Here is a 26,183-nt window from a genome sequence, read left to right as displayed (position 1 = left end):
TGGGACAAACTAGTCGCTCGACTTATCAAGTGTCACATCCACCAGATAATGGCCCTGTAGCCAGTTACGGCCAATTAAGAGTTTATTGGACATTTGACTACGATCCTTAAGATTCACTTTGACCGGATACTCATGTACCGGTTCACCTAAGGTCAATTCGACCATATAACGCACTTCACTCCCCTGCGCGTTACGGATAAGCGAAGTATCGACAATCCGTGCCCTTAACCGCTTTTCCTCACCACGCTCATTTTCGGTAGTGAAATTAAGCCACTTGCCGATGTTGTTATCCATATTGGTAGGATCTTCATCGTCAATCTTGAGATCAACCGCATGCAGGGAATTTTCAACCGCCCCCGTATCGATGCGCGTTTTAAAGGTCAACTCGGCTTCTTTCACTTTGATTAACGCTGTCGGACCAATCAGACGTTTCTCGGCCACATCAACAACATAACGGCCCGCTAACCAATTACGGCCGATCAGTAACTTGTAATCCATATGGCTTCGGTCACGTAGGTTAACGGCAACCAGACGGTGTTGCCCCTCAAAACCAATGTCTAACTCGACCAAATAGCGGACTTCACTGCCTTGAGCGTTATTCACTGTGGTGGTCTTTAGGATTTTCGCCGCTAAGCGCCGCTGCTCGCCCGCCTCGTTTTCGGTGGTAAAATGCAATGTCTTACCAATGTTATCCTGCATCTTGTCGGACGCACCGCCTTCAACTTGCAGATCGATGGCATGTAATGAGGTGTTCGCCGCGCCCGTATCAATTCTTGCCTGAAAATCCAGTTGTGCGGCCAATAGGCGCATCTTCTCTGATTGACCAATAATCGCCTTAGTGTCAGTAGATACAGCGCTCTGCGCAGGCGTTTGCACCTCTTCACTGACTTTACCGCAACCTGCAAGGCTCAAACTTGCGATAATGGCGCCTAGCAATAATGTGGTGCAGCGACCGACACTCTGATGTTGTAACATCCTCACTCCTTATCTGAACGATGACGGACAAGCCACTTTGACCCATCACCTAGGTCGATGTAGGGGCTAGTGATAGCACAAAAGCGAAGGAAAAGAGCCGAAAAACACTAAGCAGAGGTCAAATACAGCAATTAAGCCAATGAAAAAATAAGGAATAGTCACAAGTTAACACACAATGGTTACAGCCGTTACACCTCTGCCACTTTCGCTTCGTCCAACCAAGCTTTCGCCAGCGCGCGCTCATGTTCACTAAAAACCTTCACCGGGCAGGGCAACATAAAAGCCAGTGTATTGACCATAGCCCCTAGGCTTTGCATGTCCGCAATCATCACCACCCGCGAGAAATCACTAAAATGAAACACACTGAGTAAAGCATCATCCCAGAGTGCGCCCACGGTAATGCCAATAAAGTCGGGGCTGAACTCGTACCACAAGCGAAGACTCGCATGATCCTGCAACTTGGCCTCAATCGCGGGAAGCAGTAAGGCTTCGATATCCCCATGGGTGACTTGACCCGACACCACAATGGTCAGCATATCTTCGGCATAGCTTGGACGTATGGTTAGCATTATGCATCTCCCTTGATATCGCACGAGAAAATACGGCTATAGAGTAAAGATATACCCTGTAAATGAAGATGCTTGAAAAGTGGGAATTATTTTACTCAAACTTGCGGGAAACTGATGCGATGGCGGGTGATGACGAGATGAGATTGTAAGGTTCGCAAGACTTGCGTAAGCATTGCGCGATAAGACAAGCCCCATTTACTTCACACCTTCAAAACCTACACGAAAAGCATCGACTGGTGCCCAAACAACCCACAGGGCTGGAGTTACACATTAAAAGTGAAGTAATGATGAGGGATAACGAACAAAGTAAGTAACTAGCTAACAAACTAACGGATAGGACTAACCCAAGAGATGAGGTTAATCCTAAGGTTAAGCTTAAGCGAAGGTATTACACATGAACTTGGATTTTCGAGATTTCTTGATCGAATAAATTCTTAATAAGGCCAGAAAACTCGGTGATAAACAGCGTTTGCTCTGGCGTGGCTCTATGATTCGCCACTGAGGCTAAGATTTCCTCAAGATCGTACACAATCGCATCGACCTCACGGATAATAGTGTTTCGTTCGGCAAAAGAGAGGGAAGGATTTTGGCCGCAGACCATAATAATCTGTGCGGATAATTGCTCTTCGAACAACTCCATCACAGTATCGTCGGACACATTTTGGGTATCGGGCGTTTCGAACAAGCCAAGATGCTCAGTCAAATACTGGATCAAATGCATGTAACCGTCTTTATCTGTGACCATTTTTTACCCTTCACACACCAAAATCTATCGCCAAAGGCGACACTGAAAAAACAAAACCCACATCTAAAGTGGTCGATATAAAGATTTACACGTCAGCCACTCGCTAACCATATCGCGAACAGGAGAGCTGACGTATTGATCTAAACCAATCTTATCGCTGTTACTTTGTTAAGGTTAGTACAAACGACACAGGAACGGCTTGGCTAATACTAGATAAACCTGCAATATCACGCAATTTATCCACACCCGAGACCAAATCGAACTCGTTAGCATTGACTATTATCGGCTGAAAACTGCTAACCATCAGTTTATTATCAGATACTTTGGTTAAAATTACCGAAAAAGTTTTCGTTTGTTGCTTTCCATGGAGGGAAATTTTCCCATCGATGTCGGCAACTTTAGTCTCACCAACGGCTAGATCTTTCAACATCTTGGTATCCACCTGCGAGCTTAACTTCAACTCGGGATACAAGGACACTTCAAACAACAGGTTTTGCATACGCTCATCGCGCACATCGATACCGGTCGCCACACTCATCAGGGGAATGGTTAATTCAAATTGACCATTATCCTTAAGGACACCATTGAGTTGCTTAAAGTGATGAACCTCAGCGATATCACCCTTTTTTACCGACACGAAGCTGACTCGAGAGTCCTGCTCCATTACTTGCCACTGGGCCGCACAGCTAAAACTAACCAGCGTCGATAATGCTGCAATTCCTATCCATTTTTTCATCGTATCCATCCTCAATCAGTGAGAGTTAAGGCAAGGCGGTCCCCCTGTGACACAGAAGTCCCCGCCGTATCCTTAGAAAATCTGTGATAAAGATCACCTAAGTCTCGCTAAAGATACTCTTTTTCTTGTTTAGCGACTAGTTAACTATCGTTAAACTCGCACCAGCCACTTATCTAAACTATTAGCAAAAGCCTGTTTATCCGCCGCCGATAAGGCATCAGGGCCACCGGTATGCACGCCCGATGAACGTAAGTCTTCCATAAAATCGCGCATCGTCAGTTTTTGGCGAATATTGTCCGTAGTGTAGAGTTCGCCGCGGGGATTAAGCGCCAGCGCGCCCTTTTCAATCACTTGCGCCGCCAACGGGATATCGGCGGTGATCACTAAATGCGTAGCCTCAACATGGTCGACAATGTATTGATCTGCCACATCAAAACCTGAGCCGACACGCACTTGGCTGATATAAGGCGATGGTGGCACCCGCAGCATTTGGTTCGCCACCAGCACTAGCGGCAGCGACTTTCGCTCAGCCGCGCGAAATAAAATCTCTTTAATCGGGTTTGGGCAGGCATCGGCATCGACCCAAATCTTATACTGTCCCACGCTTACGCTCCTAAAGACCATTAAGGTGCTAAACGGTCAATGACCCATTCATCCGCTTGGCGAGTGTAGAGAAAACGATCGTGCAGCCTGTGCTCACCGCCCTGCCAAAACTCGATGCTCGAGGGTTTGACTAAGTAGCCGCCCCAAAAACTCGGTAAGGGCACATCACCCTTGGCAAATTTGGCTTTCATTTCAAAGAACTTACCTTCGAGCACTTGTCGCGCGCTCAGTTTGCTCGACTGCTGTGACACCCAAGCCGCAATCTGGCTATCCTTAGGACGGGTCATAAAGTATTTCAGCACTTCGGCGGTAGAGAGTGGCTGCGCCTCACCAAGAATCGATACTTGGCGTTCAATCGGATGCCAGGGAAAATGCAGACTCACCTTGTTATTGGCTGCGATCTGCTGCGCTTTTCGGCTACCTAGGTTAGTGAAGAACACAAATCCCGAGTCATCGAAGCGCTTTAATAGCACAATTCGCTGATAGGGCTGACCATGCTCATCGACGGTGGCAACACACATCGCCGTGGGATCGCTCAGCTCGGCATCGCGAGCTTGCGTCATCCATAACTCGAATAGCTGCATGGGATTTTGGGGTAAATCGGCGCGTCTTAGACCGCCTTTGGTGTATTCGCGGCGAATATCACTGAGATCTGTCATAGGTTTTCCTTTTACAAGCGCACAATGATTGCCATCGGTGCAATCCGCTGATAATGCAAGTTTACCATGCCTTACTCGCAATTCGCTGCTCTGTTATTAAGCCGTCAATAAAAAAGCCAAGACCGTTAACCTTAGCTTTTTATTGATTATCCAGCGCTTAAGCATGGTACAAGATAGTACTGAAATGGACTCAAGCAGCAATGGCGAGCTCACCAGTGTTTGCCACTACATAAACTCGGGCTGTAATACTTGGGTTTCGAGTTGTTGATAATGACTAAAAGTTATCTCCCCCCCTGATGCTGTGGTGACCATGGCTTGGCCTAGACACAGATGAGCGGGGAATCCTTCGGTAAGAATGTGCTGATCAAAACCAATCAAGTCCCAACTCGTTGGGGAGAATCCATTAACTAATCGCGCCACAACGGGATGGGGGTAAGTCGCTAAATCGAGATTAGTCTCGAAGCTCACATAGGAATGTTCCCCTTGCCCCATAGATGGGGTGATATGCAAGGTAACATAGTCAGTCCCGCGTATCGCATTCAACGAAAAACCAGCAGGCTGAAAACAATGCATATCAAACTGAAAATCGGGAAAGAGTTGCTGAAATTCAAGCCGTTGATAAATCCCCTGCTCAGTTTGTGTTGGCAGCTTGAGATAATCGGCAAGCTCGCCACGGATGTGGTACATCATCAGTTCAAGGCAAGTCTCGGTTGAGGGCATAACTTGGCTGTCTGTACAAAACAGATCGCCAGTACAAAACTGATTGTCACTACAAAACAGATAGTGATGATGTGAGTCTAAATGACCCACTCGAAAGGCTTTGCCGGGGATCAAAGTCCGCAACTTAGCAATATCGTCCGCAAAGCTCGTGCTTTGTAGCTGAGCTTGGTATTCATTCTTGCGCTGATAACAGAGCGCGGCGATGTGCTCCACGCCTACGGCGTTGATAAAATGGCAGGCGGCATCCACTAGGGTGCTATTACCACAGGTGAGCAGCAGAATCTTATCATCCCAAACGAACAGACTGGATTCACTCAGCAGATAGGCATCGCAGGCATGATTACTGATTGTGGACAGGATTTCCGCATTGGCGCAGGCCACTAAGGTTGACCAAAAGCCATACTCTCGTTGGCGTAATGACGCCAACTTGGGAGTGAGTCTGATCTCAAGCTTTTTTTCCGCGCCTTCAAAAAACATCAAACCGTTCGCCTCATCTTATCCCTGTGTGTGGGCATCTATTGGTATATCAGTCATTAATGGTTCGCTGGCAACGCTGACTTAAGTGAACGCACGCATGTTAAGACTGGTAACCCATCAATTTCGCGCGGCTATTTTTACACGACTAACGCCGCAATAAAACCACCGAGCTTGCTTTTACAAGGTGACAGCCTTGCAATCCACTAGCAAAAAAGCAACCGGCTATAAAAAACAAAAGTCAGCCTAAGTGTCCCTAGGCTGACTTTTTTAACACACTCAATATTAAGAAAAATCTTCTAAATAAGTGTAACCTTTTAGGCCCACTTGCAGTTCTTCTAAAATCTGGGCGCGTTCTTCTTCAGCAATGTGCTGATTCACTAACTCTTCGTAAGTACGCATAAAGTCAACGGCATCTAAGTTAACATAGCGCAGTACGTCAGCAACTGTATCACCGGCAAGGACCGACTCAATGTTGGTCATACCGTTCTCTTCGATGCTCACCACCGCAGAGTTGGTATCACCAAACAGGTTGTGCATATCACCTAAAATCTCTTGATAGGCACCAACCATAAAGAAGCCCATCAGATAAGGGCTTTCAGCGCTCCAAGCCGGAACGGGCAGCGTGGTTTCAATTCCTTGGCCATCTACGTATTGGTCAACAATACCGTCAGAGTCACAGGTGATGTCCAGCATCACTGCGCGGCGCTCTGGCGCTTTGTCTAAACCAGACAGTGGCAGCACAGGGAACACCTGATCGATACCCCAAGCATCCGGTAACGATTGGAATAAAGAGAAGTTAACGAAGAACTTATCGGCTAACTTTTCGTTTAACTCATCGATAATCGGTCTGTGGTAACGGTTTTTAGTGCTTAACAAACCTTGAACTTCGTGACATACACGCAGGTTCGCCTGCTCAGCCCACGCACGTTCCGCCAAGCTTAATTGACCTAAAGCAAATAGCGATTGCGCTTCTTGCAGGTCACTTTGGCTATCGTGATAAATCTCAATCAGTGCACGTTGATCAGCGCGGCCGCTGATCTCGGTCCAAGATTGCCACATGTTGTGCAGCAGCTGTGGCGACTCTTCCGCTGGCGGCTGGATTTCTTCTACCTGATAGGCTTCAGTACCAATAACATCGGTGATCAACACGGCATGGTGCGCCGTTAAGTGACGGCCAGATTCTGAAATAATACGTGGCATAGGTTGCTCGTATTCATTACAGATATCGGTAAGCACGTTCACGATGTTGTTCGCGTATTCGCTTAAGCCATAGTTCATTGAGTTGTTACTTTGGCTACGAGTGCCGTCGTAATCCACCGCTAAACCACCGCCAACGTCGAAGCAGTTAATGCTGGCGCCTAACTCACGTAATTCACAGTAGAAACGCGCCGCTTCGCTCACACCTTGACGAATATCGCGGATGTTGGCGATTTGCGAACCTAAGTGGAAATGCAATAACTGCAGCGAATCCAACATGTCGTTTTCTTTTAACTGATCTACCACAGTTAAAATCTGCGCCGCAGATAAACCGAACTTAGACTTTTCGCCACCGCTGGCTTGCCACTTGCCTTTACCTTGGAATGCCAGGCGCGCACGTAGACCTAAGCGAGGTTTTACCCCTAAACGCTTAGACTCGGCCAACACCATCTTCAGCTCAGACAGTTTTTCTAAAACGATGTAGACCTTATGGCCTAACTTTTCACCAATTAAGGCTAAACGAATGTATTCGTTATCTTTGTAACCGTTACACACGATCACTGAACTGGCTTTTTGCGCCATGGCTAATACAGCCATTAATTCTGGCTTACTGCCGGCTTCTAGGCCTAATTGTGGAACTTCTTTTGATGCTTGGCTCGCAAGGATCTCTTCTACCACAGTTTTTTGTTGGTTTACTTTAATGGGGTAAACCAGCAAATAGTCCGCCTGATACTCATATTTTTGTATCGCTTGGTCGAATGCTTGGCACAAACTGTTCACTCTGTGGTGCAGAATTTGCGGGAAACGAACTAATACAGGTAAAGCGACCCCTGCTTTAACCATGTCTTTTGCTAGCTCATTTAAGCCAATCTTGTGATCAGGATTCTTAGGATCCGGCGACACAGTCACCTCACCTTGGTCGCTGATCCCATAAAACCCTTGGCTCCAGTGGGTAACGTTGTACCCAGCACGAGCAGCATCAATAGACCAATCATTCATTTTTATTTAGCCCGTCTATAAAAAAATGGGTTAAACGGCCACGGCATTCTTGCGCGACCGCCCGTTCGACAAACCCAGGTAAAACATATGTTTACCTGACATACAATTAGGATGAATTCACCCTGTTTAATGCAGCAAAATCAACCCAGCAGAGGTGACATTGATGCGTTTTTCCTTAACGCAGCCGGGGTAAACCCCATATTCTTATTACACTGGCGATGGTAGGAGATTGCGTTCATTTCACCTTTTATCGCCAAGGTTTCTCACCAATGGTATTAACCTTAGCGCGCTTTGAGGTTAAAAAACACCCAAAACCCTAACGTTAGGCGTTGCATCACAGCCGAAGACCCCAAATTCATTAAAAAGAGGGCCAAGCATGTCTACAACAACAGGTAACACTAAAGGAACAACATTACATATTAAGCGGCCAGGCAAGACCGAGCGCACCTAATAACAGGCAAGATTATTGTAACAGGGGACTGTTGGCTTCTTCGCGGCCAGAATTGATACGGATTAACGTGAGATGTTTAAGGCTGGTATCGTCATAGGGCACAACGATTGAGCGCTGACATTGTGATGCTTTTAGGCAAAGAGCAAAAAATGGATGCTTGTGCATTAGCTAAACAATTCCTCTTAACCCCATGTAACCATTATAAATTGTACGTTACACGGTTAATGACCTGTGAACCATAAAACCATTACAACTCACGTAATATTTGTCATGTCTGTAACGAGCGAAGTCGTTAAACGGCGCAATTAAACCGCGCAATGTCACAGAATGCAAGCAAGAATCTCATTTAATATTTTTCATTAAAATATAACAAACACCCCATTAACAGGGATGGCATCCCCATGCAGGGTTAATTTCGATAAATTAATAACTTAGTGAATAATCCTACTTTTAATACGTTCAATATTTTTTAATAGCCTTGCAGAATAAATGGCTAACAATCGCAGCGTCGGCATGATTTTTAACGCTCACTAAGCCATTAATCCTAAAGTGCGAACCTAAAAGCCGAACTGGAAGCTGCCGTTTACGGATAAAGCGGTTATAATCACCGCCGAATGACATCTATAGATAGAGAGCTACATGGTACAGATAGGAAAAACCTGCAAACTTGAGGTGGTAAAACAAGTCAGCTTCGGTGTGTATTTAAATGCCCACGAATTTGGCCAAGTGTTACTGCCCAACAAAGCCACCCCAAAAGATTGCCAAGTCGGTGACTGGCTAGAGGTCTTTTTATATCTGGACTCTGAAGATATCGTCATTGCCACTACGCGCAGACCACTTGCGCAAGTCGGTGAGTTTGCCTATCTAAAAGCCGTGGCAACGGGTCCTTACGGGGCATTTTTAGACTGGGGATTAGATAAAGATCTGCTACTGCCCTTTGGTGAGCAGCATAAACCCATCGAAGAGGGTCGCTCTTACCTCGTTTACGTGCATGTTAACCGCGCGGATGAACGTATTGTCGCCTCATCAAAAATTGATAAGTTCCTCGATAAAACTCCAGCTCAGTACGAAGTGGGTCAACAGGTTGACTTATATATCGGTGGCACTACAGATTTAGGCTACAAAGCCATTATTAACCATGCCCACTGGGGCGTGATTTACCAAAATGAAGTGTTCCAAAAGCTGCGTTTTGGCCAAAGAGTGAAAGGTTTTATCAAACAAGTGCGCCGCGATGGCAAAATCGATTTGGTCTTGCAGCAAGGCAGTAAGCAAGAGCTCGATAAGCACGCACACATTATCTTAGTGAAACTTAAGCAAGCGGGTGGATTCTTACCGCTGACCGATAAAACCGATGCCGAAGTGATTTACGAGCAACTCGGCATGAGCAAAAAAGCCTTCAAGAAGAGCATCGGCGGCCTGTTTAAAGCGGGCAAGTTAAGCATCGATGATGATGGCTTACGTCTGACTGAAGCAGACTGATTGGGCAGAATAGTCAACCGAATACGGGACTTAGCACTCTCTTGCCCCCATGTTCGTGCTTTATTTGTACAAATAGTTTGCCTTAAACCTCAGTTTACCGACAAGCGCTAGGATATTAAGCATGGCTCTGTTATAACAAAGCCATGCTTTTTTCTTTGGAGCTTATATGGAACTCACGTTACACGAAGCCAGAGTTATCGGTTGTCTACTTGAAAAAGAAGTCACCACCCCAGAGCAATACCCTCTTTCGCTCAATGCCCTGACCCTCGCCTGTAATCAAAAAACCAGCCGCGATCCCGTATTGGACTTAAGCGAAGCGCAGGTTCAAGACGCCCTCGATTCATTGAATAAAAAGCGACTTATCAGCGAGCAATCCGGCTTTGGTAGCCGAGTCGTCAAATACAAGCACAGATTCTGCAACACCGAATTTAGCGAGTTACAACTTTCCAGCGCGGCGCTAGCTATTGTGTGCTTGCTGCTGCTTCGCGGCCCACAAACGCCGGGCGAGTTGCGAACCCGCAGCAACAGGCTGCATGACTTTAAAGATGTGCTCGAAGTGGAAGCCTGCATTAAGCAATTGATGGAGCGAGATAAACCCGTGCTAGCCCAACTGCCACGGGAACCAGGTAAGCGTGAATGCCGTTACACTGAGTTATTCTCCCAAGGTGCTGAGCAGGTCAGCGCCGCGTCATTCACCAGTGCCACAAATGCAGATGCCCAGCCGCTAAATGAGCAGGATAGACAACAACTGGAAGCGAGAGTTACGCAGCTTGAAGAGCAAGTAGCTGAACTTAAAGATAAGTTAGACTCGCTTATCGCTTCTTTATCCTAACCGCACTGCGGACGACTTTCGCGCATGGTCGCTCTTAATGATGACTAACGTGAAAGTTTGTCCGCCCACTCACTGACGAGACAGCGAATGACACCAAACGCTCCCAGTACATTCAACAACATGCTTTTGATCGCTGGCTTTGAATGTCGCAAATTTCTATTTAACCTTCGCGGGATTATCGCCCTGATCGCCTTTGCATTAGTGTGGGGCATGCTGTTGCTCTACCCCATCCAAGGCGCTTCGACCCTATTAATGCAGCCCAATATCAAAGATCTGATCGACGGTCTCTTAGGCAGCCAAGCACTCAATGTGCTGTTTGACTGGCCCGTGGCGGAAATGGCTATCTTCTGGTGCTTTGCGCTGTATCTGTTTCCCATGTTCAGTATTTTGATTGCCGCCGATCAGTTCTCCTCAGACAAATCCCGCGGCACATTGCGCTTCTATACCCTAAGAACCAGCAAAGACAGCCTACTCTTCGGCCGCTTTTTGGGGCAAATATTGATCCAAGGTCTACTGATCTTATTGACTATCCTCGCCACCATAGCGCTGGCACTCACTCGCGATATCGGCTTGTTATTACCCGCATTAACGTCGGGTGCCTTGGTCGGCATCAACTTGCTTATCGTGATTTTACCCTTTACCGCGGTCATGACCCTATTGTCCCTCTATGCCAACACGGCAAGACAGGCCATGGTGCTCGCCACCATCTTGTGGACTGTAGTCTCGATTGCACTATTGATTTTGGGTAATCAATCCAGCTTATTTGAAGGCTTACAATGGATATTGCCTGGCGCTCAACTGTCGAACATGGTCAACACCAATGGACTCCAGAGCTTTGCCTACGCACCAATCCCCCTATTACAAACCGCATTCGCCCTCTTCCTTGGCCGCGTTTATATCCAAAGGAGTCAACTATGATCCTCATTCAATGCCAAGGACTGTCCAAACACTATGGCAGTAAAAAAGCGCTCAATAACGTTAACTTAACCCTCGAATCGGGAGCGCCCATCGCCTTGGTTGGCCCTAACGGTGCAGGTAAAACCACGCTATTTAGCCTACTTTGTGGTTACCTCACCCCAAGCGCGGGCACGGTGCGTATTCTGGGAGAAGCGCCAAATAGTCCAGCATTATTAGGGCAAATTGCCGCCCTGCCACAGGATGCAACGCTCGATCCCAATTTGACCATTATCAGCCAGTTAAGCTTCTTTGCGCGTCTTCAAGGAATGGATAGCAAGCAGGCAAATCAAGAAGCCCTGCGAGTGCTGAATTTAGTGGACTTAGCCGAGGTGGCGCAGCAAAAGCCACCGAGCCTGAGCCATGGGATGAGTAAACGTGTGGCGATTGCCCAAGCCTTAATCGGCTCGCCTAAACTGGTATTACTCGATGAGCCAACCGCAGGACTCGATCCCGCCAATGCAAAGAAAATCCGTGAACTCGTCAGAACGCTCTCACCCACAACCACTTTTGTGATCAGCTCACACAACTTGGACGAACTCGAGAAGCTCTGTGACCAAGTGCTGTATCTAGATAAAGGTGAGCTGGGCCAATCGATTTCGATGCGCTCATCCAATAGCGGCAGTGATTATCTCACCCTCACCATGGAAAGCTGCGACAGTGAAGCGCTGCTCCAAGCCGTCGGTCAAATAGCCGGTGTAGTGAATATCACCTCAAAACAAGCCCATGTATTTGTTATCCAATTGGATGACACGGCAAATCGCCATTATGAGTTTGAAACCGCCCTAGTCGCCCTGTTTAAGCAGCAGCATTGGCAATATAAGATGCTGCTGAAAGGGCGCACGTTGGAAGAAACGTTATTTTCTTAACTCCGCGATAAGTCCAGCCATTATTCCTACACTTAACTCCACCTCTAACAGCGCCCGCAAGGGCGCTTAGCTAAAAACATTTTATATTTAACCTCCAGAATTTGCGTCTGCCTTATATTTCCATTCCATTAAAAATAAACCCAAAGCCTCAATAAGGTTTGTACTTAAATCATTTAGCAAAATTTATAAGTTATGCTAGGTTATTTTGAGCAATCTGTATTTTTCGCCTTTAAACTGACACAAGATCTATGTTCAGCTGCTATCGATATAATTGGAATATTTCAATCATTAAGGAAACTAATGGCTACTAGAGAAAGCATGAAACAATGGATTGTAGAATATCTTAATTCCTCTGGAGGACGAGGCTCACCTCGTGATGTATCGAAGTATGTCTGGGAGAAATACGAATCTGAGCTAAAATCCTCTGGAGATCTGCTGTACACTTGGCAATATGATATCCGTTGGGCCGCTCAAAAGTTAAGGAATGAGGGTGTTCTGAAATCAGTTAATGGACGACGTGATTTACCTTGGGAGCTAAGCTAAATATAAAACCTTGTTAACTCAAGTAGGCGTCATCACAGCAAGTGAAAAGATTACCGCATAAGGAGCAATACACAGTGAAGTGGGCATTTATTGACTATGAAAACGTCGGTAATTTAGAAAAAATCGACCTTTCTATATACCAAAAAATAATCATATTCCTTGGAGCAAAGCAACCCAAGATAGATTTTGGTGAAAAAAAGTATGACAAGCCACTTGAAATCATCGTTATTCAACTGAAAGCAACCCAGTCAAATAATCTAGACTTTCATCTATCATATTATCTCGGATGTTATGAGAGCACTGCGAGTGAAAACGTAACCTTCGACATCATTTCAAACGATAATGGTTTTGCTCCACTTATCGCACATATAAAATCAAATGGACGTATCTGTAAGCATATTAAGCTTGCAACAGTAGAAAATATCAGCGCAAAATTACTGCATAGTTTAACTTCGAAGCCAAAAGAGAAACGCCCGAAAAAAGTTGACTCCTTACGTAACCATATCGCTTCTCATATGGGGATTAAAGGTAATCAAATCGCAATCCAAGGCTACTTAAATAAATTGATTAATGACAAAGTGATTTCAGTGTCTGGAGATAAGGTAAGTTATCATCGCTAACCAATAAAGCAGCAGTTAAGCCGCTTTGGTAAACCTAGGCTTTCAATCTGATCCCGAGCTTGTTATAACTCCCCTTTCCTGCTCTTTCGCTGAATTCAGAGGTTTCAATGAACAAAGCACAACTTATCCAACGTATCGCCACTTCGCTTGAACAGTCCCAGGCCAGCACTAAACCTGTTGTCGAACAGATCCTACAACAGATCCATATCGCCTTAAGCGAAGGTGAAAAAGTCTTCCTGCCACAATTTGGCACCTTCGAATTACGTTATCATTTACCTAAATTGGGTCGAAACCCGCAAACTGGCGAGACGATTGAGATTGCAGGCTTTAACCAGCCAAGCTTTAAGGCCGCGACAGCACTTAAACAAGCGATAAATGAGTAGTATTGCGGATGTGTAAAATTGCCTCGTGAAAACCACGGGGCTTTTTTATGGGACAAGGTAACGACATCACTTTGGCAATAAGCCTTAGCGTTCAAACGCAGCCTACACGAGCTCAGTTTGATGCTATCAAGCTCAGAGTGGAGAAATAAAGTGGAGAAATAAGTAGGTTATAAGGCAGGACTAATGCCTGTAACAAAAGTGGCAAGCGCGAAACTGTGCCTCAAGAGAAGAAGATAGAAACGGCCCTTTAAACCAAACCCAAAAATCAGAGCCGTAGATGCAAAAAAGCCCCGACTAATGTCGAGGCTTATTTACTATTCACTAAGAATAATGGTACCCGAGGCCAGACTTGAACTGGCACGCTGTTACCAGCGAGGGATTTTAAATCCCTTGTGTCTACCGATTCCACCACTCGGGCAAACTTTGAATATCGCAAGCACTGCTATTGATATTGTTAACTCTTTGCTTCGCTCTTCTACTTATATTTCAATGTATAGGTAACGAAGTTTAACGCTTCAGCTCGCTTTGAGCTGTCACCATTATAATAATGGTACCCGAGGCCAGACTTGAACTGGCACGCTGTTACCAGCGAGGGATTTTAAATCCCTTGTGTCTACCGATTCCACCACTCGGGCAAACTCTTTATATTAACGACGGGAATCGTGTCATTAATATCTTAATTATGGAGGCGCGACCCGGAGTCGAACCGAGATCGACGGATTTGCAATCCGCAGCATAGCCATTCTGCCATCGCGCCATCTTTCCAATCCTTTTAGATTGGAGCGACATATCGGGTTCGAACCGATGACCTATACCTTGGCAAGGTATCGCTCTACCAACTGAGCTAATGTCGCATCATGTAGAGTTAAGATTTTGTTTTCACTTCGTCTCTCGTCTACGGGGAGGCATTCTACCTATTTACCATGCAGTGTCAACCGCTGTTTTATCGATAACTTACTGCTTGCGCACTAAATAATCTCTTTGATCTTTTATTGCGCTATTCGGCCGTTAAATCTTTCCAGGCGGCTAAAATGTAGCTCATCATTGACCAGAAGGTTAACACTGCAGCGATATATAACAACACAAATGCTGCGGTGATCATTAATGGGTTGTATTGCCAGATCAGGCCAATAATCGCCACCATCTGCGCCGCCGTTTTATATTTGCCGATCCAAGAAACCGCAACCGTCCCGCGCTTACCTAATTCAGCCATCCATTCACGCAGGGCTGAAATCACAATTTCGCGACCAATCATAAACAGCGCCGGCAGCGTTAACCAAATATCGGCATATTGCTCCACCAATAACACCAGCGCGGTGATCACCATCAGTTTATCGGCAACGGGATCGAGAAAAGCCCCAAAACGCGTGAGTTGCTTGAGTTTACGGGCGGCATAGCCATCCAAGGCATCGGTAATGGCGGCAAGCCAAAACACAAAAGCAGCAACGAAGGGAGTCCAACTGTAAGGCAGATAAAAGAGCACCACAAAGATGGGCAGTAAAAAAAGCCTAAAAAGGGTTAATGCTATAGGTAAGTTAAACGGCATGATCGAACCAGTTAGTCAAAAGCAGCGCCAATCTTGCCTTAAATTTATCACCCTCGCAATGCATCATGAATGGTTTGTGCCATTTCTATGCTAATACCCGGCACTTTCGCTAACTCGGCCACACTCGCGCCCTTCACTTCCTGTAAACCACCAAGATGTTGCAATAACGCCTTGCGCCGCTTAGGACCAATGCCCGGAATGGATTCGAGCGTCGAGGTGTTACGGGTTTTCTGACGACGATTGCGATGGCCTGTAATCGCAAAGCGGTGCGATTCATCACGAATATGTTGAATAAGGTGCAGCGCTGGCGAGTCATCTTCAAGAGAAAAGCTCGTTTCAGTGTCGCCAAAGATTAAGGTTTCAAGCCCAGGTTTACGGCTTTCTCCCTTTGCCACCCCAATCAGTTGCGGCGCTTTATCTAAATTAACGAATTTCTCATCCACTATTTGCTGCGCGATACGCAGCTGCCCTAGACCACCGTCGATAAATAAGATGTCAGGAATTTTGCCGCTGGCATCGATTTTATCAAATCGACGACTAATGGCTTGTTTCATCGCGGCATAATCATCGCCGGGAGTAATGCCTTCGATATTGTAACGGCGGTATTCGGCCTTATGTGGCCCCTCGCGGTTAAACACCACGCAGGAGGCTACCGTGCTCTCCCCCATGGTATGGCTGATATCGAAACACTCCATCCGCTGGATTGGCGCATTAAGCTCGAGAATCTCCTCAAGCAAGACAAAACGCTGTTCAACGGTGTTTTTATGGGACAGACGCGTCATCACAGCATTAGTGGCATTGGTCAGCGCGAGGCGCAAAAAGCTTGCCCTGTCGGCGCGCACATTGGTTTTGATGCTGAACTTTTTGTTTAACGCCTCAGAGACGGCCGACTCTAGCTCGTGCAATTCTTCAAAGTGATGGCTTATCACCACTTCCTTAGGAATGGTGCGTTGAATATCGGCATTTAAATAAAACTGTAGCAGGAAGGAACGTAAGACTTCTTCGATATCCGTTTGCGCGGGCACCGTTGGATAATAGCTGCGGCTACCAAAAATTTTACCTTCGCGGATAAATAACAGGTGAAAACAAGCGATGCCCGAGGCGTAATGCACGCCGATAACATCCATATCCCCGGTATTGCCCGAGACTTCTTGCTGCTCGGCCACGCGGCGCAGCGCCATAATTTGATCGCGAAAGCGCGCGGCTTGTTCATAGGCTTGCTGCTCGGCGGCCTCTTCCATCTTAGCCACGAGCTCACTGATAACTTGCTTATCTTTTCCCTTTAGGAACAAACTGGCGAGTTTAACCTGCTCATCATACTCCGCATTACTGACCTTACCGACGCAAGGCGCGCTGCAACGGGATAACTGGTATTGCAGGCAGGGACGAGTGCGGGATTTATAATAGAGATCATCACACTGGCGAATAGGAAACAGCTTTTGCATCAAGTGCAAACTTTCGCGCACCGCGCCGCCATTGGGATAAGGCCCAAAGTAATAGCCCTTCTCCCGCTGCGGCCCGCGATGGTATGCAAGGCGTGGATGCTCGTGTTGACTCAAGAAAATATAGGGGTATGACTTATCGTCCCGCAGTAACACATTGTATTTGGGCATGTACTGCTTGATATAGTCATTTTCAAGCAGCAGCGCATCGGTCTCGCTGTGGGTCAGCGTCACATCGATATGATGGATATGGGACACCAGCGCCTGGGTTTTCACATTCCCAAGGTTTTTACGGAAATAGGAGGATAAGCGCTTCTTAAGATCTTTGGCTTTACCCACATAGATGACGTCACCTTTGACGTCATACATGCGATAAACCCCAGCAGAGGATGAAACCGTGCGTAAAAAACTCTGGGCGTTAAAACCTGTCGACATCGTTATACACCCACTCTTTTACTCACCGTCTTCAACACAATTTGATAAATCGTCTTCACACTCACAGCTAACACTTAATTAATGCTAGAACCATTAACACAAACGGCCATTAGAAATGGCCAGCATCTAACATTTTATAGCGGATCGCTAAACGGGTCAGCTCCACATCGCCACTGATCCCAAGCTTGGCAAACAAGCGATAACGGTAACTGTTAACGGTTTTTGGGCTTAAGTTGAGTTGCTCCGAAATATCATTGACCTTTTCACCATTGGTGATCATCAACATAATTTGCAGCTCACGTTCGGACAAGGCTTTAAACGGATTCTCATCGGCAGGGTTGAATTGGCTCAATGCCATTTGTTGGGCAATTTCTGGGGATAGATAGCGCTGCCCACGGGAAACCTGACGTATCGCTTGCAATACTTCGGGAGGAGTTGCCCCTTTGGTTAAATAACCAGACGCGCCCGCCTGCATCACTTTACTGGGGAAAGGATCTTCAGTATGCACAGTTAATACAATAATCTTGGCATGGGGCTGATAACGTAAAATCTTACGTGTGGCTTCGAGCCCGCCCATCCCAGGCATATTCATGTCCATTAAGATGACATCGGCTTCATTTTGTCTCGCCCACTGTACCGCGGTCTCGCCATCTGGCGCTTCTCCCACGACTTTGATCCCACGTTCATCTTCTAAGATGCGGCGGATCCCAGTTCTTACAAGCTCATGGTCGTCAACTAAATATATCGATATCAACTTTTATCCACCTTTAACCAATGTCGACTAACACAGTGTAGTCAAATCAGAATACCGCAACCGGAATATAGGTTATCAGGGTAATTTAGCCCAACAATGGTATTTCGCAAAGCATAAAATGAATATTGTTAACTAGATGATATTTAAAGGAACAACGGACTCATTAACCCAGTTTAAATTCTGCACTTAAGGCGCTACTGGTTTCGGCATTCACGGCAAATAACCAAGAGTGTGCTCAATGCCGCAAGTTTTAAACACAATAGAATGGCAGACTAAAATGTAAAAGACCGAGAATAGTTTAGCGGTCTTTGGATTGCATTTGACGGAGGAGCTGCGCTTAGCATGAGGAACCCTAGGGTTCAACTTACCAAATTGCAAAAACAAAAAAGCCATCATTGCTGATGGCTTTTCCGTAGAATATGGCGGAGGAGCAGGGATTTGAACCCTGGGTGGGCTATAAACCCACGCCGGTTTTCAAGACCGGTGCATTAAACCACTCTGCCACCCCTCCGAACGAGCGAAATAATAGCTATCTCCCCTCAGGTTGTAAACCTAAATTTATTATTAATTGAATTGATTGGCGATTTGATATGCAGTCGTCGATAAAACCATCGAATAACGTCTAATCTTCACCCAAAAGTCCCTGTATTCACACTTAAGGTGGCACTTATGGCTACTTAGGCGCAAACACGCTGCGCTCAATACACACGCCCCTTTTAACTCGCCCCCCATTAAAGTAGCCACTTTATATAGCCGAAATCGGCATCTAATAAAAAGTCGCGCGAATCAAAGCGCTATATGCATTTGAAAGCCAATTGGCGATACGGATGCCTGCACTTATAAGTAGTTAAGAAGGTGGGAAGAAACCCTCAAGGTAAATACGAGTTTGCTTAAGCAAACGGGCGTTAACCTTAGCAAATAGGTATTCGTATCGCCCAAGCGACTCCGCGTGCACCTATCTGCCAAACAACACTGAGTTGGTAGGGCTGGCGCTGCTCAAATGACTCTCAAATGCAGTAAATAAGCTGACAAGCTTCGTATGCAGAACCTAGGTTCGAATTCTGTAAACAAAAAACCATCATCGCTGATGATATTTCGTGGAATATGGCAGAGGAGCTGCACTTAGACTGAGGAACCCAAGGATTCAACTTCCTAAATTGCAGAAACAATAAAGCCATCATTGCTGATGGCATTTCGTAGTATATAGCGGAGGAGCTGCGCTAAGAATGAGGAACCCAAGGGTTCAACTTCCTAAATTGCAAAACAAAAAAGCCATCATTGCTGATGGCTTTTCCGTAAAATATGGCGGAGGAGCAGGGATTTGAACCCTGGGTGGGCTATAAACCCACGCCGGTTTTCAAGACCGGTGCATTAAACCACTCTGCCACCCCTCCGAATGGCGCAAATAATATAAGCATCATCGGTGCTTGTAAACAGCAATTTTTCAATATTGTGTCAAATGCTCATCTTATGTTCACCAAGATGTTTTTTCAGGCAAATAGCCAACAAATTTTCAGCAATATCTGAGTAAACCAACGCAAAAACACCTATACAGTAAGAGACTTGCCGTCTTGGTATGGTAAAATCGCGGTAACTTTTCATGGTAAATGCTTATATGAATTCACTCTTGATACCATCATCCTCACTCGCGCCTGAATTTAACCTTCCTACCCTGCCGCAATCGGCCACAGGGTTAAAAGCCCTGCTTTTAGGGCAAGAACGTGTATTGGATGCTTTTAAGTTACATAACGCCATTGCCGATCAACAGCTGTACCTCGCCGATTTCCCCGGCATCGACCGACAATTAATCATGCAAGCCCTCATGGAAACCATCGAGCCGTTATCCAACGCTTATTTAGTGGCGGCTCGTCCTGTAGAAAAAGCGATTCAATTCCAATGGCAGTATGAAGTGCCGCTCGACAATCAAGGCGCCATTGCCGAAAAAAATGTCAGTTACCGTTACCTAAGTGGCAATATCCGCCGTGCCGATCTTCTCGGCCGCATGGTGCAATCGGCAAATGGCAGCAAATATCAACCCGGTGCCCTCGCCCAGTGCCACTATGTGTTTATCTGCGCCGAATCTCTGTGGAAACGCGAAAGCCTATGGGATCTGATGATGCAAATTCTGACGCAAAAATCCTATCAGATAAGCAGCCACCTGAGCCCTATTCCGCTAAATTGTAAAATCATTCTGATTGGCGCAGGTTTAATCTACAGCCAAGTCCGCTCAGAGGACTGGCAATTTCAGCGCCACTTTAGTTTGCTGGCAGAGCTAGCGAGTGAACTCGATCTGACTCGCTTTAAAGAAGTGCAATATGCCAGTTGGTTACAAGCCGTGGCTCAGAGTGTTGAGGTTGGTTTAGAGCAATCAAGCCTTGCGCCACTGTTTAGACACAGTGCTAGGTTAACCGAACATCAACGCCGTTTAAGCCTGTCGATGCTCGATTTTGCCCAATTAATGGCTCAGGCTAAGGTCTATCGCGGCAAAGCCACTATCAATGCCGCCAGTATTGAACACGCGCTCGAGCAAGCCAACTATCGCCATAACAGCTCTGAAGAGTTTTCAGGGCAAAGTTTTGATGACAATTTCATAAATCTGCCAACTGAAGGCGCTATGGTAGGACAGATTAATGGCCTGACGGTTATCGATGCGATTGACCATAGTTACGGCGAACCCGCGCGGATCACCGCAACCGTGCACTATGGTGATGGCGAAGTGGCAGACATTGAAAGAAAGTCCGAGCTGGGTGGCAATATCCACGCCAAGGGCATGATGATCTTATCCGCCTGCCTATATCGCATTTTTGGACGTGACGCCCCGCTACACCTTAATGCCAACATCGTATTCGAACAGTCCTATCAAGAGATCGATGGTGATAGTGCATCGCTCGCCGAGTATTGCTGTTTGATGTCGGCCATTGCCGAGCAGCCGATTATCCAGTCGCTCGCCATTACCGGCGCCTTGGACCAATTCGGCAATGTGCAAGCCATTGGCGGCATTAATGAGAAGATTGAAGGCTTCTTCAATCTGTGTGAACGACGCGGTCTCACGGGTGAACAGGGCGTCATTATGCCTAAGTCGAACGTACTTCAGCTTAACCTCGCCCCTAAAGTGATAACAGCTGTAGGCAAAGGCCAATTCCATATCTATGCAATTGAGCATATGGACGAAGCAGTGGAGCTACTGATGCAAATGCCAGCAGGGGTTGCCAATGAAGATAATGACTTCCCTGCAGATTCCTTATACGGCCTAGTGCAAGAACGGCTCGATAAGCTGGCGGGAAATGGCGAAGAAGAGATTAGCTTAATGACGAGATTACTCGCAAAACTGGGATTATTTCGCCATTAATTAGCTGATCGGAGTTGTTTAGCTTACACGTGTTCGCTAATCTTGGCGGCTCTTATTGCTGGAGTAGTAAAACAATGAATAAAGCAAACAGTTTCAATAAAGAAGAACTCATCGCCTGTGGCCATGGGAATTTATTTGGTCCAAACTCGCCTCGTTTACCCGTTGATAATATGCTGATGATCGACCGGATCATTACCATTAACGATAACGGCGGTGAATTTGGCAAAGGTGAAATTGTTGCTGAACTCGATATTAATCCAGATCTCTGGTTCTTTGGCTGCCACTTCATCAGCGACCCAGTAATGCCAGGTTGTTTAGGCTTAGACGCTATGTGGCAATTAGTAGGTTTTTACCTTGGTTGGGAAGGCGCCGAGGGTAAAGGCCGCGCACTGGGCGTAGGTGAAGTGAAATTTACCGGACAAGTGTTACCTGGCGCGAAAAAAGTGACTTACAAGCTAAACATCAAACGTACCATTCATCGTAAATTGGTCATGGGTATTGCCGATGCCATTCTTGAAGTCGATGGTCGTCAAATTTATAGTGCGACTGATTTAAAAGTTGGCGTATTTAGCGATACGTCAACCTTCTAATCGCTGCTGTACCCTACACGACTCGATACAAAAATGCCCTCATCTGAGGGCAATTATGCTGCATTACTCTGTCTGTTCTGGGCTATTTAATCCACGAGAAACACTCGTTATTTATTAAATAGCCCATTAACTCGGCCATCCACACCTTCACGCCAACCACCTAACCACTGTGATCGCGAATCAAGATTTGCATAAGGACAAAGCTCTTTAGATCGACCCCCAATACCCGCTTGGAATCCTTTGGAAAAAGCTCTGTCTAAACGATCTCGTTTTTGTCTTTTCATGCAAGCGTCCTCTGTTCTACGTGAAATAGAAGCAACAGCTTCATCCATAGAAATAGTGCTTTTCAGCGCCGAGATCAATCAAAAAATCGTCCATTTTATCGACTATTTATTAAACTATTGAGATCATGGTTAAAAAAAATCGAGGCAATTTGCCTCGATTTTTTGAGTCTGAATTTAAGCTGAAAAATTAGCGAACGCGACGACGTAGCCAGACTAAAGGTAAGGCAAGTAACCAAACGAGAGATGCTGCGCCCTTACGTTCGTAATTGCCCGTATCAGTGCTATCATCCACAGTACAAGCTTCACCATTAGTAGATGGCTTGAGCACCACCATACGCGGAATATAGGCTGTTACTGGGTCACCATTACCACTAAGTTCAAACAGCGGTTCACCATTTTCCCCAACAATAATATTACCCTTCGAGTCTAACTGGAACGAAGGCTTACGAATAAAGGCAGTACCTACGATAGTCCCATCTTCATTAATGCTGGTCGCTTCAACAACGAGAATATCACTATTATAAGTCAGTACTTTTCCTGAACCATCTGTGAATTCAACCTTATGGCGAGCCCAATTACCATCCGAGCCCTTTTCAAAGCCCTTGGATTCACAGGTCAGTAAGTTATTGAGGTTACTGAACTCCCCAGTAGATTTCTCGTAGAGGAAGCCCGCCTTAGGACGTGGTTTTTCCTTATCGTAGGTAGTTTCAATATAACCAACAACTTGGCCTTTATTATTGATATCTTTGGGTTTACTCGAAAGGTCAGTGGTCGTTGATGCAAAATCATTCGGCGTGACATAACCGACTTCGGGCGTATTGATATCAAAGTAGAAAAATTTATCACGTGCATAACCTTGGATATAACTGCGATAGCTACCAACAAGAATACCGTTGTCGTTCACATCGTAAGCAATTGAACTCGAAACAGAATCACCCATTGGGATCCAATGGTATTGATAGTTGCCCTCAGCATCTTTACTCCAATAGGCAGCATCCTGGCGCAATCTATCTGTATTACCGTTACGGTAAACGTGCGAGCGTCCTGCAACTACGCCTTCATTGTTCACACCCAGAGCTTGAGCCGTAAAGGTTAAGGTGTTATCACTCGCAGGGGTTAAGCCTAAAGGTAAAACTGTGCCAGTTGCTACGCCATTATCCAGTTGCCACACATATGCACGGGTTTGGTACTGAATATTGCGCGTACCTTGAGTATTCGGATATTGCTCGCGCTGGATACACACATCTAACGGTAACGTGTTATCTGTGCTTAAACAGTAAGCTACACGATCGCCACCATATTTACTGATATCAGTACTGGCATAACCGACAACTAAATTATTGTTATTAACCGCAGTCGCCGCAGACCAACCGCCTAACTCAACGGTCTTATCGTCTTTAACGTATTGAGTATAAGGTGGGAGTAAGGGAATTTCGCTATCCCCTACTTTGGCAAAACCGCGATATTCATAATCACGGTAATACCAGTAATCCGCAGTATCATCCGTAGTCGCGGTATTTTCCGTTTTCTTTTCAGGTGCGGTCATACTCCCCACTTTCACGCCAGCATCGTTGATGCCATAGTAAAAGGTATCGACTGAATTAACGACCGAAGTATCACTCGGTGGCGTAGTACCATTGATACTGTCAAAGGTTGGCTTCCATGCGCCAAAGGCACCATTTTGCGCGGCGATAAAAGCAAAGTTATTGGCAATAATGGCAGATGTAATAGAGTAGGTAATGGTTTCCTCAGGGGCAATACCATCTTCGACGTCAATAACCCCACCTTCGACATCAGATGTACTGAGTTTTTTCTTACCTTTGATGATACCGACCAACTCATCGTTGGCGTTAACACCTAAGGCATACCCATTACGCGCCCCTTGGAAGCTGTCAGAGAGTGGCAGATCATAATTATCAAGGTTAACAATTTCATAGACGGGTGCAGCATGGGCACTGTGTAATACGCCAAGGACACCTAAGGCAACCAAGGAGAGGGCTTTATCCAACTTTGACTTCATTAATTCTATTCCCATTTTTATTATTGGTTTACTTCAGTGACTCAAGCTCTTCCCATCGCTCGAAGCAAACTTCCAATTGTTTTTCTTTATCTGCCAACAGGTTCAATATTGGATTGATTTTATCCTGTGCTTGACTATAAAAATCTGGGCGCGCCACTGTGGTTTGCAATTCGAGGATTTCAGCCTCTAATTTCTCCATTAACTCAGGCATGGCCTCTAATTCACGCTGTAACTTATAGGACAGTTTTTTCGCGGCTTTGGCGGGCTCAGCCACTTTCACCTCAGCGGTTTTTGCTGTCGCAGGAGCTTCGACCGTGTTTGGCTGACTAGGTTCCTCAGAATAAAACTTTGCCCCTTGGTCAATCGCATCTTGATAACCACCAACATACTCGCTCCAATGCCCATTACCCGCATACCACCAGCTGCTGGTGACAGTGTTATCGATAAAGGCCCTATCATGGCTCACAAGTAACAGTGTGCCTTGATACTCAGTCAGCAGCGACTCTAGCAATTCTAGGGTCTCAATATCAAGATCGTTTGTCGGTTCGTCGAGGATAATCAGGTTAGCGGGGCGAATAAGTAACTTAGCCAGCAGTAATCGGTTTTTCTCACCGCCAGATAATGCCTTCACCGGCGTGCGGGCGCGCATCGGTGAAAACAGGAAATCCTGCAGATAACTTAAGATATGGCGATCTTGACCATTAATAGTGATGGTCTTTTTACCCTCACCCACGTTGTCTTCAACGGTTTGCTCAGGATCCAGCGCCTCACGGTATTGGTCGAAATAAGCAATCTCCAACTTAGTACCGACTTTCACCTCACCCGATTGAGGTTGTAATTTCTCAATCAACAGCTTAATAAGAGTCGATTTACCACAGCCGTTCGGGCCGATAAGCGCAATACGATCCCCGCGAAGTACTGTGGTATTAAAGTTTTTAACCAGATTTTTATCGGGCAGATTATAGTTTAAGTCCTTCACATCGAAGACCAACTTACCCGAACGCTCGGTATCAGCCACCGCCATCTTGGCATTGCCCTGACGATTTAAGCGCTCACTACGTTCTTGACGCAGTGCTTTCAATGCACGCACGCGGCCTTCGTTACGGGTACGACGGGCTTTAACGCCTTGGCGGATCCAGACTTCTTCTTCGGCTAATCGCTTATCGAATAAAGCGTTTTTCTCGGCTTCAACCCTTAACCATTCCTGCTTGCCATCAAGATAAGCTTGATAATTGCCAGGCCATGAGGTCACTACGCCACGGTCTAAATCGACGATACGGGTTGCCATGCGGGCAATAAAGCCCCTGTCGTGGCTGATGAACACAATGGCGCCCTGGAAATCCAAAAGGAATTTTTCCAGCCATTCGATGGTATCGATATCTAAGTGGTTAGTCGGTTCATCGAGCAGCAATAAATCCGGCTCACTCACGAGGGCGCGGGCAAGCGCTACTTTACGCTGCCAACCACCGGATAATTCACTTAAGGATTTATCGGGATCGAGCCCTAATAACTCACAATTTTGTTTGATGCGCGAGTCAAGCTGCCAGCCATTGTGATGATCTAAAGTCTCCTGCAGCTTTTGCATTTGATTGAGCATACGCTCCATCTGCTCAGGCTCGGCAAAGGCCACATCGTGGGACAGTTGATGGTACTGCTCTAACGCTTCACCGACTTCCTTTAAGCCAGCAGCGATATAAGAATAGACCGAGCCCTGCTCCGCCTTCGGTGGATCTTGTTGCAAACGGCTAACGGTGACGCTGTTGTCGATGTTGAATTCCCCTTCATCGAGCAGCACATCGCCGGATAAAATCTTCAATAGACTCGACTTGCCCGCGCCGTTGCGGCCAACAATACACACTCGCTCGCCACGCTCGATGGTGAAATCGGCATTTTGCAGCAGCGGAGTGTAACCATAGGCTAACGAGCCATTATTGATACGAACCAGACTCAAA

The 26,183-nt window shown here is 46.2% G+C and carries 24 protein-coding genes and 6 tRNA genes; 9 read left to right on the top strand and 21 right to left on the bottom strand.

Annotation, left to right across the window (positions count from 1 at the left end; translation table 11 throughout):
* Window positions 1-9: 9 nt before the first annotated feature.
* From N5E87_RS08625 to N5E87_RS08585, 9 genes are all read right to left on the bottom strand, one after another.
* On the bottom strand, window positions 10-975 hold the full coding sequence (locus N5E87_RS08625; RefSeq protein WP_086904688.1) for a RimK/LysX family protein: 966 nt from the start codon (window positions 973-975) through the stop codon (window positions 10-12).
* 188 nt (window positions 976-1,163) lie between these two features.
* A complete protein-coding gene (locus N5E87_RS08620; protein WP_086904687.1) occupies window positions 1,164-1,544 on the bottom strand; it encodes an STAS/SEC14 domain-containing protein in 381 nt (126 codons plus the stop codon).
* Between the two features lie 388 nt (window positions 1,545-1,932).
* Window positions 1,933-2,289: a DUF3802 family protein gene (locus N5E87_RS08615; protein ID WP_086904686.1), complete on the bottom strand. Its 357-nt coding sequence runs from the start codon at window positions 2,287-2,289 to the stop codon at window positions 1,933-1,935.
* 160 nt (window positions 2,290-2,449) lie between these two features.
* Complete coding sequence (locus N5E87_RS08610) at window positions 2,450-3,025, bottom strand: YceI family protein (protein WP_086904685.1); 576 nt, start codon at window positions 3,023-3,025, stop codon at window positions 2,450-2,452.
* A 150-nt stretch (window positions 3,026-3,175) separates the two neighbouring features.
* On the bottom strand, window positions 3,176-3,628 hold the full coding sequence (locus N5E87_RS08605) for a YaiI/YqxD family protein (protein ID WP_011622341.1): 453 nt from the start codon (window positions 3,626-3,628) through the stop codon (window positions 3,176-3,178).
* Window positions 3,629-3,648: 20 nt separating this feature from the next.
* Complete coding sequence (pdxH, locus tag N5E87_RS08600) at window positions 3,649-4,287, bottom strand: pyridoxamine 5'-phosphate oxidase (protein WP_011622340.1); 639 nt, start codon at window positions 4,285-4,287, stop codon at window positions 3,649-3,651.
* 225 nt (window positions 4,288-4,512) lie between these two features.
* Complete coding sequence (locus N5E87_RS08595) at window positions 4,513-5,484, bottom strand: adenosylmethionine decarboxylase (RefSeq protein WP_086904684.1); 972 nt, start codon at window positions 5,482-5,484, stop codon at window positions 4,513-4,515.
* Between the two features lie 282 nt (window positions 5,485-5,766).
* A complete protein-coding gene (gene speA / locus N5E87_RS08590) occupies window positions 5,767-7,680 on the bottom strand; it encodes a biosynthetic arginine decarboxylase (protein WP_086904683.1) in 1,914 nt (637 codons plus the stop codon).
* A gap of 463 nt (window positions 7,681-8,143) precedes the next feature.
* A complete protein-coding gene (locus tag N5E87_RS08585) occupies window positions 8,144-8,296 on the bottom strand; it encodes a hypothetical protein (RefSeq protein ID WP_011071981.1) in 153 nt (50 codons plus the stop codon).
* 474 nt (window positions 8,297-8,770) lie between these two features.
* On the opposite strand from N5E87_RS08585, the gene N5E87_RS08580 reads away from it, so the two are divergent.
* The 7 genes from N5E87_RS08580 (at window position 8,771) to N5E87_RS08550 (ending at window position 13,811) form a co-directional block, all read left to right on the top strand.
* A complete protein-coding gene (locus N5E87_RS08580) occupies window positions 8,771-9,610 on the top strand; it encodes a S1-like domain-containing RNA-binding protein (protein ID WP_086904872.1) in 840 nt (279 codons plus the stop codon).
* 166 nt (window positions 9,611-9,776) lie between these two features.
* A complete protein-coding gene (locus tag N5E87_RS08575) occupies window positions 9,777-10,442 on the top strand; it encodes a DUF480 domain-containing protein (RefSeq protein ID WP_086904873.1) in 666 nt (221 codons plus the stop codon).
* 87 nt (window positions 10,443-10,529) lie between these two features.
* Window positions 10,530-11,360: an ABC transporter permease subunit gene (locus N5E87_RS08570; RefSeq protein WP_086904874.1), complete on the top strand. Its 831-nt coding sequence runs from the start codon at window positions 10,530-10,532 to the stop codon at window positions 11,358-11,360.
* Complete coding sequence (locus tag N5E87_RS08565; RefSeq protein WP_086904875.1) at window positions 11,357-12,265, top strand: ABC transporter ATP-binding protein; 909 nt, start codon at window positions 11,357-11,359, stop codon at window positions 12,263-12,265. The genes N5E87_RS08570 and N5E87_RS08565 overlap by 4 nt, the downstream gene beginning before the upstream one ends.
* 300 nt (window positions 12,266-12,565) lie before the next feature.
* A complete protein-coding gene (locus N5E87_RS08560) occupies window positions 12,566-12,808 on the top strand; it encodes a hypothetical protein (RefSeq protein WP_086904878.1) in 243 nt (80 codons plus the stop codon).
* 74 nt (window positions 12,809-12,882) lie between these two features.
* Window positions 12,883-13,428: a PIN domain-containing protein gene (locus N5E87_RS08555; protein ID WP_086904876.1), complete on the top strand. Its 546-nt coding sequence runs from the start codon at window positions 12,883-12,885 to the stop codon at window positions 13,426-13,428.
* 107 nt (window positions 13,429-13,535) lie between these two features.
* Entirely contained in the window at window positions 13,536-13,811 is a 276-nt protein-coding gene (locus tag N5E87_RS08550) for an HU family DNA-binding protein (protein ID WP_086904877.1), read from the top strand.
* A gap of 331 nt (window positions 13,812-14,142) precedes the next feature.
* On the opposite strand, the gene N5E87_RS08545 is transcribed toward N5E87_RS08550, so the two are convergent.
* The 9 genes from N5E87_RS08545 to N5E87_RS08505 form a co-directional block, all read right to left on the bottom strand.
* Window positions 14,143-14,229: transfer RNA gene (locus N5E87_RS08545), tRNA-Leu, on the bottom strand.
* 130 nt (window positions 14,230-14,359) lie between these two features.
* A tRNA-Leu gene (locus N5E87_RS08540) sits at window positions 14,360-14,446 on the bottom strand.
* A gap of 48 nt (window positions 14,447-14,494) precedes the next feature.
* Window positions 14,495-14,568: transfer RNA gene (locus tag N5E87_RS08535), tRNA-Cys, on the bottom strand.
* A gap of 21 nt (window positions 14,569-14,589) precedes the next feature.
* A tRNA-Gly gene (locus N5E87_RS08530) sits at window positions 14,590-14,665 on the bottom strand.
* A 143-nt stretch (window positions 14,666-14,808) separates the two neighbouring features.
* Window positions 14,809-15,357 carry a CDP-diacylglycerol--glycerol-3-phosphate 3-phosphatidyltransferase gene (gene pgsA / locus N5E87_RS08525; protein ID WP_011625896.1) on the bottom strand — a complete coding sequence of 183 codons (549 nt, stop codon included), beginning with the start codon at window positions 15,355-15,357 and terminating at the stop codon, window positions 14,809-14,811.
* A gap of 47 nt (window positions 15,358-15,404) precedes the next feature.
* Window positions 15,405-17,234, bottom strand: coding sequence for an excinuclease ABC subunit UvrC (uvrC, locus tag N5E87_RS08520; protein ID WP_086904911.1), 1,830 nt, complete (start codon window positions 17,232-17,234; stop codon window positions 15,405-15,407).
* 109 nt (window positions 17,235-17,343) lie between these two features.
* A complete protein-coding gene (gene uvrY / locus N5E87_RS08515; protein WP_011622328.1) occupies window positions 17,344-17,988 on the bottom strand; it encodes a UvrY/SirA/GacA family response regulator transcription factor in 645 nt (214 codons plus the stop codon).
* 420 nt (window positions 17,989-18,408) lie between these two features.
* Window positions 18,409-18,499, bottom strand: a tRNA-Ser gene (locus N5E87_RS08510).
* A 792-nt stretch (window positions 18,500-19,291) separates the two neighbouring features.
* Window positions 19,292-19,382 (bottom strand) — tRNA-Ser (locus tag N5E87_RS08505).
* 221 nt (window positions 19,383-19,603) lie between these two features.
* On the opposite strand from N5E87_RS08505, the gene N5E87_RS08500 reads away from it, so the two are divergent.
* Both N5E87_RS08500 and fabA read left to right on the top strand, forming a co-directional pair.
* A complete protein-coding gene (locus tag N5E87_RS08500) occupies window positions 19,604-21,337 on the top strand; it encodes an AAA family ATPase (RefSeq protein WP_086904448.1) in 1,734 nt (577 codons plus the stop codon).
* Window positions 21,338-21,411: 74 nt separating this feature from the next.
* Window positions 21,412-21,927, top strand: a complete 516-nt coding sequence (gene fabA / locus N5E87_RS08495; protein ID WP_011625892.1) for a bifunctional 3-hydroxydecanoyl-ACP dehydratase/trans-2-decenoyl-ACP isomerase — start codon at window positions 21,412-21,414, stop codon at window positions 21,925-21,927.
* Between the two features lie 107 nt (window positions 21,928-22,034).
* Here the strand turns inward: fabA and rmf are convergent, their stop codons facing one another.
* The 3 genes from rmf to N5E87_RS08480 form a co-directional block, all read right to left on the bottom strand.
* Complete coding sequence (gene rmf / locus N5E87_RS08490; RefSeq protein WP_011071969.1) at window positions 22,035-22,211, bottom strand: ribosome modulation factor; 177 nt, start codon at window positions 22,209-22,211, stop codon at window positions 22,035-22,037.
* 187 nt (window positions 22,212-22,398) lie between these two features.
* Window positions 22,399-24,231, bottom strand: a complete 1,833-nt coding sequence (locus tag N5E87_RS08485) for a DUF3466 family protein (RefSeq protein ID WP_086904447.1) — start codon at window positions 24,229-24,231, stop codon at window positions 22,399-22,401.
* A 28-nt stretch (window positions 24,232-24,259) separates the two neighbouring features.
* The gene (locus N5E87_RS08480; protein ID WP_086904446.1) at window positions 24,260-26,182 is read right to left on the bottom strand and encodes an ABC transporter ATP-binding protein; all 1,923 of its coding nucleotides are present in this window, start codon (window positions 26,180-26,182) and stop codon (window positions 24,260-24,262) included.
* Window position 26,183 lies beyond the last annotated feature (1 nt).

Origin of the sequence: Shewanella sp. GD03713 (assembly GCF_029843705.1) — a bacterium.
GTDB lineage: Bacteria > Pseudomonadota > Gammaproteobacteria > Enterobacterales > Shewanellaceae > Shewanella.
The sequence above is the reverse complement of the archived record's forward strand: the minus strand, read 5'-3'. Positions and strand labels throughout refer to the sequence as shown.